We start from the raw sequence: 13,181 nt of genomic DNA, 5'->3' as shown, positions 1-13,181 counted from the left end.
CCGACGCACGCGTGTACAGCTCCGCAACGCCAGGCCCTGGCATCGTGCCGGAAAGCAGAATGGGGCGAGCCCGATGGCTCGCCCCAGAACAACGAGTCATCGGTCGATGGGACACGCTTCAGCTGACGAAATGGTCGAACTCGCCGTTCTTCACGCCGAGGATGAAGGCGGCGAGTTTTTCCGGGGTGGTTTTGACGATGACGGTGGGGTCGTCACTTTCGCGCAGGAGGATTTCACCGTCGGCTATGGCGGTTTCGAGGCACTGCTCACCTTCCCCGGAGAAGCTTGACTTCTGCCACTTGGTTTCGCTGTTCATTCTCTGACTCTCACAGTTCTTTTGTGACGTGGTGGATAAAACTTCGTGACTCTTCGGGCGTGAGTGCAGCTTGCTCGGCACGGTCGAGCAGTACGCGGTAACGGCCGAGGCCAGCGGCTGCATCAAGAAGTTTTCCGCCGATCGGGGAGTCGACGTGGACGGTATCGAGCTGTGAGACGACCCCACTCGCGTACAGCACTGTCTGCGTCACATCGATGAAGACATCGCTTGTGAACGGGATGACCCGGAGGGTCAAGCCGGGGTGCTCGGACACGGACAAGAGATGTTCGAGCTGCCTGCGCGCAACCTTTCGTCCGCCGATACGCATGTGCAGTGCCGCTTCATGAATGATGGCCTCGAATTTCGGCGATGCATCTCGTTCCAAGATGTCCCGCCGCTTCATGCGATGCTCGACCCGGGCCTTCAACTCGTCGTCGGGCAGTTTTTCCTCACTGACTCCGACGCGGCCAGCTTCGATGTGACTGATCTTGGCCTGGTCGGTCGACATCATTCCCGCCGCCTCTCGGGCGGTTTTGCCCGCGCGCTCACGCAATTTGCGCAGCTCGCCTCCGAGACGAGCTTGCCGGGCCGTTGGGACGTTCCTCGGCGGCATGCCACCTTCTCCAGTTTGTGCGCAGTGTCGCGTGTAACGGTGTCACGGTCCTTGTCGACCTGACCCGGTTATCCCTGAAGGCAACCTTGCCACGGGGTATATATGCCACTTTTTCCGGCGTAATTCTGACGCTATGGTCCTGACGATGCCGCGCAGTACACGGGAATTCCCGGGGCGCTGTCATCTGCGCGCCCGTTGGGCGATCCAAGGGCGTTCCACGTCAGTGCGCCGAATGCCGCGCACAGGAAGGTGTAGCCGCATGCCCATCCACCCCTTCACCCCCGACGACGTACACGACCTCGCCAAGGAGCTGCGTACCGCGCTCAAGGACCACGGCATCACGCTGCCGTCGCTCGGTGTCGATCTGCCCGGATTCGCGGGCAGTTACGGCGTCCCGCTCGTCGCTCTCGGCAACTGCAACGCGGCTACCGCCCACAAGCTCACCGAGGTTCTCCGCAAGGCGGCCACCCGTTGAGCGGTATGACCGCCCGCACGGCCCTCGGAGCGCTGCTGGGCCGGTTACTTCCGGGGCGGGGCGGCCATCGTGCGATCCGTAGCACCGGCTCCCTCGCCGCAACGGCCCGGCCACCGGCGGTTACGCCGAGGCGACGCCTCGTATGCGTCCCCCGGGTGCCGCCCGGCCTGCTCCCCCTGGGAGGCGAGGGCAACCGCCTCGTCCGGCCGTACGTACCCGCGGCGCAGGAGCGGCAGCGTCCCGTGGATCAGGGCGCCAGGCGCCGGGAGCTGGAGGAGGCCGTGAGGACACTCAACGCGTGGTCGTCCGGTGGCGGCGGGCGCGGCTGAGGCCGCCCGCACCCCTCGCCCTCCCTCCGGGGGACCGGGGCAGCGCCCCGGCCCCCGACTCCGCCATGGGATCCTGGAAGGGCCCAGGGAGCGTGCGCCGTACCGGAGCCGCGCGGGCCGTCAGCAGGGAGAGCAATGGCCAGCAACCTCGTCAATCTGGAAGCCGTCGGCAAGGTCTACGGGACGCGTGCCCTCCTCGACGGTGTCTCGCTCGGCGTCAACGAGGGGGACCGGATCGGCGTCGTCGGGCGTAACGGTGACGGCAAGACCACCCTGATCCGGATCCTCGCCAAGCTGGAGGGCGCGGACGACGGCCGCGTCACCCACGCCGGTGACCTGCGCCTGGGCGTGCTCACCCAGCACGATTCGCTGGACCCGACGGCCACCGTCCGCCATGAGGTCATCGGCGATCTCGCGGACCACGAGTGGGCGGGCAACGCCAAGATCCGCGACGTGCTGACCGGTCTCTTCGGCGGCCTGGACCTGCCGGGCTTCGGGCAGGGCCTGGACACCGTCATCGGCCCGCTCTCCGGTGGTGAGCGCCGCCGTATCGCCCTGGCGAAGCTGCTCATCGCCGAGCAGGACCTCATCGTCCTCGACGAGCCCACCAACCACCTCGACGTCGAGGGCATCTCCTGGCTCGCCCGCCATCTGCGCGCCCGCCGCTCCGCGCTGGTCTGCGTCACCCACGACCGCTGGTTCCTCGACCAGGTCTGCACCCGTATGTGGGACGTGCAGCGCGGCGCGGTCCACGAGTACGAGGGCGGCTACAGCGACTACGTCTTCGCGCGGGCCGAGCGGGAGCGCATCGCGGCGACGGAGGAGACCAAGCGGCAGAACCTGATGCGCAAGGAGCTGGCCTGGCTGCGGCGCGGCGCCCCGGCGCGCACCAGCAAGCCGCGGTTCCGCATCGAGGCGGCCAACGAGCTGATCGCGGACGTACCGCCGCCGCGGGACAGTGCCGAGCTGATGAAGTTCGCCAGCTCCCGGCTGGGCAGGACCGTCTTCGAGCTGGAGGACGTGACCGTCCAGGCCGGGCCGAAGGTGCTGCTCAAGCACCTGACCTGGCAGCTGGGCCCCGGCGACCGGATCGGTCTGGTCGGCGTCAACGGCGCGGGCAAGACCTCGCTGCTGCGGGCGCTCGCCGAGGCGGCGCGTACGCAGGGCGAGGTGCAGCCGGTCGGCGGCAAGGTCGTCGTCGGCAAGACCGTGAAGCTGGCGTACCTCTCGCAGGAGGTCGCCGAGCTGAACCCGGCGTGGCGGGTGCTGGAGGCGGTGCAGGCGGTCCGTGAGCGCGTCGACCTCGGCAAGGGCCGGGAGATGACCGCGGGGCAGCTGTGCGAGAAGTTCGGCTTCACCAAGGAGAAGCAGTGGACGCCGGTCGGGGATCTCTCCGGCGGTGAGCGGCGCCGCCTCCAGATCCTGCGGCTGCTGATGGACGAACCCAACGTCCTCTTCCTCGACGAGCCCACCAACGACCTGGACATCGAGACGCTGACGCAGCTGGAGGACGTGCTCGACGGCTGGCCCGGCTCGATGATCGTCATCAGCCACGACCGGTACTTCGTCGAGCGCACCACCGACCGGGTCTTCGCGCTGCTCGGAGACTTCCGGCTGCGGATGCTGCCGCGCGGTCTCGACGAGTACATCGAGCGGCGCCAGGAGATGGCCGAGGCGGCGGCCCCGGCGCCCGCGCAGGCCGAGGCGCCGAAGAAGCCGGCGGCGGTCAACCGCGCGGCGCAGAAGGAACTCCAGCGGATCGAACGGCAGTTGGACAAGATCGGCGACCAGGAGAAGAAGCTCCACGAGCGGATCGCCGAGCACGCCACCGACTTCGAGAAGGTCGCCGGCCTCGACGCCGAACTGCGCGAACTGGCAGGCCGCCGCGAGGAGTTGGAGATGAACTGGCTGGAGCTGGCCGAGGACGCCTGACGGGCCCGGCCCGGACGGCGCGCCTCCCCGGGCCCCGGCAATCCGGCCGAGTCCGGCCGGACGGGGCGCGCCCGGCGCGGTGAGCGTGTAGCTTCCCGTGCACGGCGGGCCCGGCGGGGGCCCCGCGCGCCGGGAGGAGGGCCGCGGGATGGGCGTACGGCTCATGGTGGTCGACGATCACCGTCTGCTGGCCGAGGCGCTGGCCTCGGCCCTGAAACTGCGGGGGCACCGGGTGCTGGCCGCGGCCGCGCCGTGCGCCGGGGCCGCGGATCTGGTGGTGAGCCGGGCGCCGGAGGTCTGCCTGCTGGGGACGGCGGTGCCCGCCGAGCCCGGGGTGTTCGACCCGGTGGTGCGGATCAAGCGGGAGCGGCCGGGCATCGCGGTGGTGGTGCTGGGCCCGGTGCCGTCGCCGCGGGGCATCGCCGCCGCGTTCGCCGCGGGCGCCTCCGGCTACGTCCGGCACGACGAGCGCATCGAGGGCGTGGAGCGGGCGATGCTCAAGGCGCGGGCGGGCGAGGTGGCCGTCGCGCCGCTCCTCCTCCAGCAGGTGTGCGAGGAGCTGCTGCACCCGGCGGCGGAGCCGGACGACGAGGGGGCGCGGCTGCTGGCGCTGCTCACCCCGCGCGAGGTCGAGGTGCTGATGCGGGTCGCCGACGGCGAGGGCACCCGGCAGATCGCGGCGGGTATGGGCACCGCGCCGTCCACCGCGCGCACCCATGTGCAGCGGGTGCTGATGAAGCTGGAGGTCGGCTCGCGGCTGGAGGCGGCGGCGCTGGCGGCCCGCACCGGGTTGCTGGAGCGGGCCGCGGAGGCGGCGGAGGGCCCGGACCCGCGGCCGTAGCGGGGCCCGGACCCGTGGCGTGGACAGGGCCCGGACCCGCGTACGCAGCGAGGGCCCGGGCCCGTCGGATCAGGGTGCCGGAGTGTCCTCCGGCTCCTGGGCGCCCAGCTCCTCGGCGGTCGGCGGCACGGTGGGCCGCAGCTTCAGCCAGACCAGGAAGAACACCCCGAGGGCGAACATGCCCAGGCCGGTCCAGAGGTTGATGTTGATCCCCTGGGCCTTCTTCAGATCCGCGTCGGAGGCGGTGAATCCGGCGACGGTGACGATCACGCCGTAGACGGCGAACAGTCCGCCGATGATGCGCCGGACGTCGAAGAGCCGGGCGGCGGTCGCCGATTCGTGTTCGAGGGCGGCAACGTCGTGCTGGTGATCGGACATGGTGGGCTCCCGGCCGGCTCAGAAGGAGAAGGGGACGTAGCAGAGGGCGGCGAGGACGACCGCGCCCCAGCCCAGCAGGGCGGGCTTGCGGTACCACGCGTCGTCACCGTCGGCGGGCAGCTCCGCCATGCCCGGCGACCTGGTGCCGTAGACGAGCCCGGCGAGCGATGCGGCCGGTTTCGGCTTGGTGACGAGGGTGACGAGGACCATCACCACCGCGCCGACGACGAACGCGACGATCGACGAGACGAAGTTGGCGCCCTGCTCGGACGGGATGGCGATGACGCCCTGCTTGTAGAGCCCGAAGTAGTTGACCATCGCGGCGGCGGTGCCGGACAGCAGGCCCCAGAACCCGGCGGCGGCGCTGGTGCGCTTCCAGAACATCCCGATGATGAAGACGACGAACAGCGGGACGTTGAAGAAGGAGAACAGCGTCTGGAGGTAGTTCATGATGTTGCTGAAGGACGAGGCGATGAACGCGGTGCCCATGCCGATCAGCACACCGACGGCGGTGACCACCCGCCCGGTCTTGAGGTAGTAGCCGTCCTCGCGGCCCTTCTTCAGGTACGCGCCCCAGATGTCGTTGGTGAAGACGGTGTTGAACGACGAGACGTTGGCGGCCATACCGGCCATGAACGCGGCGAGCAGACCGGTCACCGCGATACCGAGGACACCGTTGGGCAGCAGATCGCGCATCAGCACCGGAATGGCGTCGTTGTACTGGAGCCCGTCCTTGGTCTTGCCGAGCGTCGGCTCCATGACCAGGGCTATCAGCCCGGGGACGACCACGACCAGCGGGATGAAGATCTTGGGGAACGCGGCGATCAGCGGGGTGCGCCTGGCGGCGGAGAGGTTCTTCGCGGACAGCGCGCGCTGCACCTCGGCGAAGTTGGTCGTCCAGTAGCCGAAGCTCATCACGAAGCCGAGACCCAGGACGAGGGTCAGCCAGTTGGCGCCCAGCGGGTTGGCCTCGCCGATGCCGGTGCCCTTCCAGGCGGTGAGGAACGCGTCGCCGTGCGAGGCGGTCAGCGAGTCGGTCAGCCCGTCCCAGCCGCCGACGCGCTTGAGCCCGACGATCGTCAGCGGGATCAGCGCGGCGAGGATGACGAAGAACTGCAGCACCTCGTTGTAGATCGCCGAGGAGAGCCCGCCGATGGTGATGTACGCCAGGACGAAGAACCCGGCGACGACGATCGCCACCCACTGCGGCCAGCCGAGCAGTGCCTGGAGCACGATCGCCATCGCGTAGAGGTTGACGCCCGCGATCAGCACCGACGACACGGCGAAGATCACCGACGACAGCAGATGCGAGGACGGGCCGAAGCGGTGCAGCAGGAATTCGGGCACCGAGCGGACCTTGGAGCCGTAGTAGAACGGCATCATCACCAGGCCCAGGAAGACCATCGCGGGGATGGCGCCGATCCAGTACCAGTGGACGGTGTAGGCGCCGTACTGCGCACCGTTGGCGGCCATGCCGAGGATTTCGGTGGCGCCGAGGTTGGCGGCGACGAACGCGAGACCGGTGACCCAGGCGGGCAGCGACCGGCCGGAGAGGAAGAAGTCCAGGCTCGTGCGGACGCTGCGCCGGGCGGCGATACCGATGCCGAGAACGACGGCGAAGTAGAGGGCCAGGATCGCGTAGTCGAGCCCGTTGGTGGGGAGCCTGAGCCCTTCGGCCAAGGTGATCATGGGGCACTCATTTCCGGGGGCTGGGGGAGACCCCCAGGAGGACACGTCGTTGTGCTCACGTGGAACGCACAAAAAGCTACGCCCGAGATTCCGGAAACTGAACACTTATGTTCGTTTCAGTTTGGGCAAGGGGCGGGGGTGCGATGCTTTTGTGGGGTAATGCCCGATCTGAAGCGCATCCGGCGCCCGGGGTCCGCACCTCACCCCCGTGTTGACTGCCCTGTTTGGTTGTGCTTCATTGTGTTTGTTTTTGTGTTCGGTCGAGGTTGCGGCAGCGACCGAGTGGCAGGCGGAGGAGCCCCCCGTGAAGAAGACGACGACCCGGCTGGCCGACGGCCGGGAGCTCATCTACTACGACTCCCGCGACGACGTCGACCGCGCCGCCCCCGACCGCCGCCCCCTCCCACAGGTCGCCACCGCCTCCGAGATCCGCCGCGACCCGCTGCTCGGCGACCACGTCGCCATCGCCTCGCACCGCCAGGACCGCACCTACCTCCCCCCGGCCGACGCCTGCCCGCTCTGCCCCTCGCGCGAGGGGCAGCCGTCCGAGATCCCCGCCGCCGACTACGACGTCGCCGTCTTCGAGAACCGCTTCCCCTCCCTCGCCGGGGACAGCGGACGCTGCGAGGTCGTCTGCTTCACCCCCGACCACGACGCGTCCTTCGCCGACCTCACCGAGGAACAGGCCGCCCTCGTCCTCGCCGCCTGGACCGACCGCACCGCCGCCCTCCAGCGCCTCCCGCAGGTCGCCCAGGTCTTCTGCTTCGAGAACCGCGGCGCCGAGATCGGCGTCACCCTCGGCCACCCGCACGGCCAGATCTACGCGTACCCCTTCACCACCCCGCGCACCGCCCGCATGCTCGCCTCGCTCGCCGCACACCGCGAGGCCACCGGCGTCAACCTCTTCGACGAGACCGTCGCCCGCGAACGCGCCGACGGCACCCGCATCGTCCTCGACACCGACCACTGGACCGCCTTCGTCCCGTACGCCGCCCACTGGCCGTACGAGGTCCACCTCTACCCGCGCCGCCGGGTCCCCGACCTGACCGCGCTCGACGACGCGGCGCGCACAGAGTTCCCACAGGTCTATCTGGAACTGTTGCGCCGGTTCGACCGGATCTTCGGCGAGGGCGACGGCCAGGGACCGGACGCGGACGCCGCGGCCCGCACGCCGTACATCGCCGCCTGGCACCAGGCGCCGGTGCACGCCCCCGACCGCGCGGAGTTCGCGCTCCATCTGGAGCTCTTCACCATTCGCCGTACCGCCGGAAAGCTGAAGTTTCTCGCGGGTTCCGAATCCGGCATGAACGTGTTCATCAACGATGTGCCGCCGGAAGCCGCGGCCCAGCGACTGCGAGAGGTAGCGACCAAGTGAGTGTGAGCGTGCCGCCCCAGAAGCCGACCACCCGAGCGAAGTGCCTGGTCACCGGCGGTGCCGGCTATGTCGGCAGCGTCGTCGCCGCCCATCTGCTCGAAGCCGGGCACGACGTCACCGTCCTCGACGACCTCTCGACCGGCCACCGCGAGGGCGTCCCCGCCGGTGCCCGCTTCCTTGAGGGCCGCGTCCAGGACGCCGCCCGGTACCTCGACTCCTCGTACGACGCCGTGCTGCACTTCGCCGCGTTCTCGCAGGTCGGCGAGTCCGTCGCGGACCCGGCGAAGTACTGGCGCAACAACGTCGGCGGCACCATGGACCTCCTCGACGCGATGCGCGGCGCGGGCGTGCGTGCGCTCGTCTTCTCCTCGACCGCCGCCACCTACGGCGAGCCGGCCGTCACTCCGATCACCGAGGCCGCCGCCACCGCGCCGACCAGCCCGTACGGCGCGAGCAAGCTCGCCGTCGACCACCTCATCGGCGGCGAGGCGGCCGCCCACGGCCTGGCCGCCGTCTCGCTGCGGTACTTCAACGTGGCCGGGGCGTACGGCGACTGCGGTGAGCGTCACGACCCCGAGTCGCACCTCATCCCGCTCGTCCTCCAGGTCGCCCAGGGCCGCCGCGAGACGATCTCCGTCTACGGCGACGACTACCCGACCCCCGACGGCACCTGCGTCCGCGACTACATTCACGTCGCCGACCTCGCCGAGGCCCATCTGCGGGCGCTGGAGGCGACACTCGGGACGGCCCCGGCGGCTTCGGAAGCGGCCCGTCCGGCTCCGGACGGCGCGGCGCCCGAGGGCGAGGCCCTGGACGCCCGACCCCACGTCCGCCCCGGCGAACACCTCATCTGTAACCTCGGCAACGGCAACGGCTTCTCCGTCCGCGAGGTCATCGACACCGCCCGCAAGGTCACCGGCCACCCGATCCCCGAGATCCTCGTGGAACGCCGCCCCGGCGACCCGGCCGTCCTCGTCGCCTCCGCGCGGACCGCCGCCGACCGCCTCGGCTGGCGCCCCACCCGCGCCGACCTCGCCGGAATCATCGCGGACGCCTGGGAGTTCGCCCGCCGCACCGCCCGGACGAAGGAGTCCTGATGCCCGCGCACGAAGCCGCCGCCCCGCCGACCGGCCTGCCGCACGGCGCGGCCCGCACCGACGCGGCGTTCCGCGCCGTGTACGGTGCCGGCCCCACCGGCGTCTGGGCGGCGCCCGGCCGGGTCAACCTGATCGGTGAACACACCGACTACAACGACGGCTTCGTGCTGCCCTTCGCCCTGACCGACACCACCCTCGCCGCCGTGGCGCCTCGCACCGACGGGGCGCTGCGGCTGCACTCCGGCGACGTCCCCGGCGGCGTCGTCGAGGTCCCGGCCGACGCCCTGGAGCCCGGCCGGGACCTGGGCTGGGCCGCGTACCCGGCGGGTGTGGTGTGGGCGATGCGCGAGGCCGGACTGCCCGTCGGCGGCGTCGACCTGCACGTCGACAGCACGGTGCCCACCGGCGCCGGACTCTCCTCGTCCGCCGCCCTGGAGGTCGCCACCGCCCTCGCCCTCGACGGGCTGTACGGGCTCGGGCTCGACCGGCGGGAGCTGGCCCGTCTGGCGCAGCGCGCCGAGAACGCCTTCGTCGGCGTGCCCTGCGGGATCATGGACCAGACGGCTGCCGCCCGCTGCACCACCGGCCACGCCCTCCTCCTCGACACCCGCGACCTCACCGCCCGCCAGGTCCCCTTCGACCTCACCGGCCACGGCCTGCGGCTGCTCGTCGTCGACACCCGCGTCCGCCACGCCCTGGCCGACGGCGCGTACGCCGAGCGCCGCGCGGGCTGCGAACGCGCCGCCCGCCACCTCGGCGTCCCCGCCCTGCGCGATATCGCCCACGCTCAACTACCGGATGCTCTGGCCGAGTTGGCGGAACTCCCCGATGTGCAACCCCTGGTGCGGCACATCGTCACCGAGAACCAGCGGGTCCAGGAGGTCATCGCCCGGCTGGACGCCGGGGAGCCGCGCGCCGTCGGCCCGCTGCTGACCGCCGGGCACGCCTCGCTCCGCGACGACTTCGCCGTCTCCTGCGCCGAACTCGACCTCGCCGTCGACACCGCGCTGGCCGCCGGTGCGCTCGGCGCCCGGATGACCGGCGGCGGCTTCGGCGGCTCGGCGATCGCCCTCGTCGAGGACGGGGCGGCGCGGGAGATCACCGAGGCCGTCCACGCGGCGTTCACCGCCGCCGGGCACGCCGCCCCGCGCGTCTTCACCGCCCGCCCCGGGCCCGGCGCACACCGCTCCGCCTGACGCACCGCCGGGCGCGCGCCGGGGCGGGCGCCGGGGCGGGCGCGTCAACCCGGTGCACCATCCCGTCGGTACGCACCGGCGCGGGCGAGGGAGCGCGCCGCGGCCGCGCGCGCCGGGACTTTCGGCAAAGGGCCGCTGCCCGCCGCCCCCGTCCGTATCCTGAGATGCGCGCCGGTGGGGGCCGGTGCTCAGCAGGGGGAGCGGCACCCGACCGGCGCCATACCGCGCGCGCCGGGCGGCGACCACGGGGGCCACGGCAGCAGCCGTGCGCGTACGGCGATCTTCACCCCGGGCCAGGTGCCCGCTAGGGTCCGTTCCCCACGACAGGGGGTCCACGTGCAACGCATCCGGGTACTGGTGGCCGACGGCCACCGCATCTTCGCCGAATCGCTGGCCGCGGCGCTCGCCGCCGAGGCGGACGTCTGTGTGGCGACGGCGGGCGGTGCCCATGCCGCGCTGCACGCCCTCGAACGCGCCGCCGCCGAGGGCCGCCCCGTCGATGTCCTGCTGGCCGATGCCGACCTCACCGCCGCGGCGCCGACGCTCGCCACCGTCCCCGCCCAGCCGTCGCGGGGCCAGGGCGGCGCGGCGCGCCCGCCCCGCGACGGCATCGCGCTGGTCTCCGCGGTCCGCGCCACCCACCCGGAGGTGCGCACCGTCGTCCTCGCCGAACGCGACGACCCGCGCCGCGCGGCCGCCGCCCTCCAGGCAGGCGCCCAGGGCTGGGTCGCCAAGGACTGCTCACTCTCCCGGCTGCTGGCCGTGATCCGCGGGGTGCTCCGCGAGGAAACGCATCTGCCGCCCGCCCTGCTGACCGGCGTCCTACGGGAGCTGACCGCCGCCCGCCGTCACCGTACGGAGAGCGAACGGCTCGTCGAGACCCTGACGCCCCGCGAACGCGAGGTGCTGCGCTGCATGGTGGCGGGCATGGGCCGCAAGGCCGTCGCCGAGCGCCTCTTCCTCTCCCCGCACACCGTCCGCACCCACATGCAGAACGTCCTCGGCAAGCTCGACGTCCACTCCACCCTCGCTGCGGTGGCCCTGGCCCGCCGCGCGGGCATCGGCCCGGCGGAACCGGAGCCCGCGCCGGTGACGGCGCGGGCAGGGGGAGGTGGGGCGCTTCCGGTGCGCTGAGGGAGCGCTCGTCGCTTACGCGGTTCCGGTGCGCCGTGGGGCCCCCGCCGCCTGGCCCGCGGTTCCGGGAAGGGCGAGCACTGTGACGCCCCGGGGCCAGAGAAGCGGGGGCCGACGTCCGGGCCGTCCGGCGCACCCGTGTCCATGACCCGGTCGAACCAGTCGAAGTTCCAGACGCTGGGCCGGGGTTCGACCCGGGCCCAGGAGAAGATCCCCGCGGTTACCGAAGTCCCGCAAGTCCGCCGAGTACACCACCAGCGGCTTCCGCTTCCGCGACGGCAAGCTGACTCTCGCAAAGATGACGGAGCCGCTGGACATCGTCTGGTCCAGGCCGCTCCCCGAGGGCGCATCGCCGTCCACGGCGACCGTCTCCCAGGACGCGGCAGGCCGCTGGTTCGTGTCGCGGCCGACCGATGGTTCCCGAGCTCGAAGCTGTGCTCCGTCTGTGGAGCCTTGCAGGGCAGGATGCCGCTCAGCGTCCGTACCTGGACGTGTGACTGCGGTGCGACCCATGACCGGGACGTGAACGCGGCGAAGAATCTGCTGGCCGTCGGACTGACGGTGACAGTCTGTGGAGCCGGCGTGAGACCTCAGCGGAGCGTTCCGGGCGGGCAGTCGGCGTTGAAGCAGGAAGCCTCACGGCGCGAGCCGTGAGAATCCCCTTCGTTCACGAGGGGGAGAAGTCAACAGCTCCAGGTCCTCGGCAACACCTGCTCGGGCCGCTGCTCCGGGTGGGAGCCGCTGCCGGATCGGATGCCCATCGTTCAGCCCTCCAGGGTCGGATCCGGCGCACACACGGCCGCCGGTACGGACGCGGACTGCGGCGCCGCCCGGCCCACCCGGTGACGCCCGCGCCAGCATCCGCGGCCCGATCGCCTGCCACCAGGGGCACGACGGCGTGGCCCTCGCTGTTCAGGGAGAGTTCTCGCACAGGAAGGGTTCCTGAAGGTTGCGCGAGGGCCTGGCTCATACAGGAAGGGTCCCTGAAGGCTGCGCGAGAAGCCCGGCTCATGCAGGAAGGGCGCCTGAAAGCGTCACGAAGCCCGGCCCATACAGGAAAGCTTCACGAAGCCCGGCCCATACAGGAAGGGTGCCTGAAAGACGCACGCGGCCCGGCCACAACCTCCGGGCACGCCCCCGCCTTACCCCGGAATATTGTCGAACGGGCCCGTCAACCGCCGGAGCAGGCCAGCGAGTTCGCGGCGCTGTTCGCGGGACAGCTCGGCGAGAATGGCCCGTTCCTGGGTGAGCAGACCGGCCAGCGAGGCGTCGGCCTTGTCCCGGCCCGCAGGGGTCAGCCGGACCAGCACGCCGCGCCGGTCGTTGGGGTCGGGAAGCCGCTCGACGAGGTCTTTTTTGGCGAGCCGGTCGATGCGGTTGGTCATCGTGCCGGACGTCACGAGGGTCTGGGTGAGGAGTGCACCGGGGGAGAGCTGGTACGGCGCCCCGGCGCGGCGCAGCGCGGTGAGGACGTCGAACTCCCAGGGCTCCAGCCCCACCTCGGAGAAGGCGAGGCGACGGGCCCGGTCGAGGTGCCGGGCCAGCCTGCTCACGCGGCTGAGGACCTCAAGCGGTTCCACGTCGAGGTCCGGGCGCTCGCGGCGCCATGCTGTGACCAGACGGTCGACCTCGTCCTCCATGACGATCAGTGTAAGGGGTCTGTCGACATGAAGTCTCTTGACGCGTACCTTCTCGATATCAACTATCTTGATATCGAGATATACTTTCCATGCTCCTGGGCAGGTCGGCCTGAACCCGTCGTTCCGGCGACTTGTCCTGAACGCGGCCCCCGATCCACCCGAACCG

The 13,181-nt window shown here is 71.2% G+C and carries 12 protein-coding genes and 1 pseudogene; 8 read left to right on the top strand and 5 right to left on the bottom strand.

Translation table 11 applies throughout. The features are described 5' to 3' along the window. Positions 1–118: 118 nt before the first annotated feature. The gene (locus OG422_RS11855; protein WP_143941413.1) at positions 119–316 is read right to left on the bottom strand and encodes a DUF397 domain-containing protein; all 198 of its coding nucleotides are present in this window, start codon (positions 314–316) and stop codon (positions 119–121) included. A gap of 10 nt (positions 317–326) precedes the next feature. Then, positions 327–929, bottom strand: coding sequence for a helix-turn-helix domain-containing protein (locus OG422_RS11850; RefSeq protein ID WP_405742568.1), 603 nt, complete (start codon positions 927–929; stop codon positions 327–329). Between the two features lie 259 nt (positions 930–1,188). Between OG422_RS11850 and OG422_RS11845 the strand changes: the two genes are divergently transcribed. From OG422_RS11845 to OG422_RS11835, 3 genes are all read left to right on the top strand, one after another. Further along, the gene (locus tag OG422_RS11845; protein ID WP_405742566.1) at positions 1,189–1,404 is read left to right on the top strand and encodes a hypothetical protein; all 216 of its coding nucleotides are present in this window, start codon (positions 1,189–1,191) and stop codon (positions 1,402–1,404) included. Between the two features lie 464 nt (positions 1,405–1,868). Continuing rightward, positions 1,869–3,665 (top strand): ABC-F family ATP-binding cassette domain-containing protein, encoded by a 1,797-nt coding sequence (locus OG422_RS11840; protein WP_405742564.1) that lies wholly within the window; start codon positions 1,869–1,871, stop codon positions 3,663–3,665. A gap of 148 nt (positions 3,666–3,813) precedes the next feature. Then, entirely contained in the window at positions 3,814–4,506 is a 693-nt protein-coding gene (locus OG422_RS11835) for a response regulator transcription factor (protein ID WP_405742562.1), read from the top strand. A gap of 69 nt (positions 4,507–4,575) precedes the next feature. On the opposite strand, the gene OG422_RS11830 is transcribed toward OG422_RS11835, so the two are convergent. Together OG422_RS11830 and OG422_RS11825 are read right to left on the bottom strand one after the other, a co-directional pair. Further along, complete coding sequence (locus OG422_RS11830) at positions 4,576–4,884, bottom strand: hypothetical protein (protein ID WP_405742560.1); 309 nt, start codon at positions 4,882–4,884, stop codon at positions 4,576–4,578. A gap of 18 nt (positions 4,885–4,902) precedes the next feature. Next, the gene (locus OG422_RS11825; RefSeq protein WP_405742558.1) at positions 4,903–6,573 is read right to left on the bottom strand and encodes a sodium:solute symporter family protein; all 1,671 of its coding nucleotides are present in this window, start codon (positions 6,571–6,573) and stop codon (positions 4,903–4,905) included. Positions 6,574–6,877: 304 nt separating this feature from the next. On the opposite strand from OG422_RS11825, the gene galT reads away from it, so the two are divergent. From galT to OG422_RS11800, 5 genes and pseudogenes are all read left to right on the top strand, one after another. Beyond that, positions 6,878–7,948 (top strand): galactose-1-phosphate uridylyltransferase, encoded by a 1,071-nt coding sequence (gene galT / locus OG422_RS11820; RefSeq protein WP_405742556.1) that lies wholly within the window; start codon positions 6,878–6,880, stop codon positions 7,946–7,948. 2 nt (positions 7,949–7,950) lie between these two features. Next, positions 7,951–9,045, top strand: a complete 1,095-nt coding sequence (gene galE, locus OG422_RS11815; RefSeq protein ID WP_405742554.1) for a UDP-glucose 4-epimerase GalE — start codon at positions 7,951–7,953, stop codon at positions 9,043–9,045. Beyond that, entirely contained in the window at positions 9,045–10,241 is a 1,197-nt protein-coding gene (galK, locus tag OG422_RS11810; RefSeq protein ID WP_405742552.1) for a galactokinase, read from the top strand. The genes galE and galK overlap by 1 nt, the downstream gene beginning before the upstream one ends. A 336-nt stretch (positions 10,242–10,577) precedes the next feature. Then, the gene (locus OG422_RS11805) at positions 10,578–11,375 is read left to right on the top strand and encodes a DNA-binding response regulator (RefSeq protein WP_405742550.1); all 798 of its coding nucleotides are present in this window, start codon (positions 10,578–10,580) and stop codon (positions 11,373–11,375) included. A gap of 196 nt (positions 11,376–11,571) precedes the next feature. After that, a pseudogene (locus OG422_RS11800) lies at positions 11,572–12,029 on the top strand (zinc ribbon domain-containing protein); the annotation flags it as partial. Positions 12,030–12,517: 488 nt separating this feature from the next. Here OG422_RS11800 and OG422_RS11795 read toward each other — a convergent pair. Beyond that, a complete protein-coding gene (locus OG422_RS11795; protein WP_143941423.1) occupies positions 12,518–13,015 on the bottom strand; it encodes a MarR family winged helix-turn-helix transcriptional regulator in 498 nt (165 codons plus the stop codon). Between the last annotated feature and the right edge of the window lie 166 nt (positions 13,016–13,181).

It is taken from the genome of Streptomyces sp. NBC_01525, assembly GCF_045040405.1.
In the GTDB taxonomy this organism is placed as follows: Bacteria; Actinomycetota; Actinomycetes; order Streptomycetales; family Streptomycetaceae; genus Streptomyces; species Streptomyces benahoarensis.
Note: the sequence above shows the minus strand (reverse complement) of the source record. Positions and strands in the feature narration are given on the sequence as shown.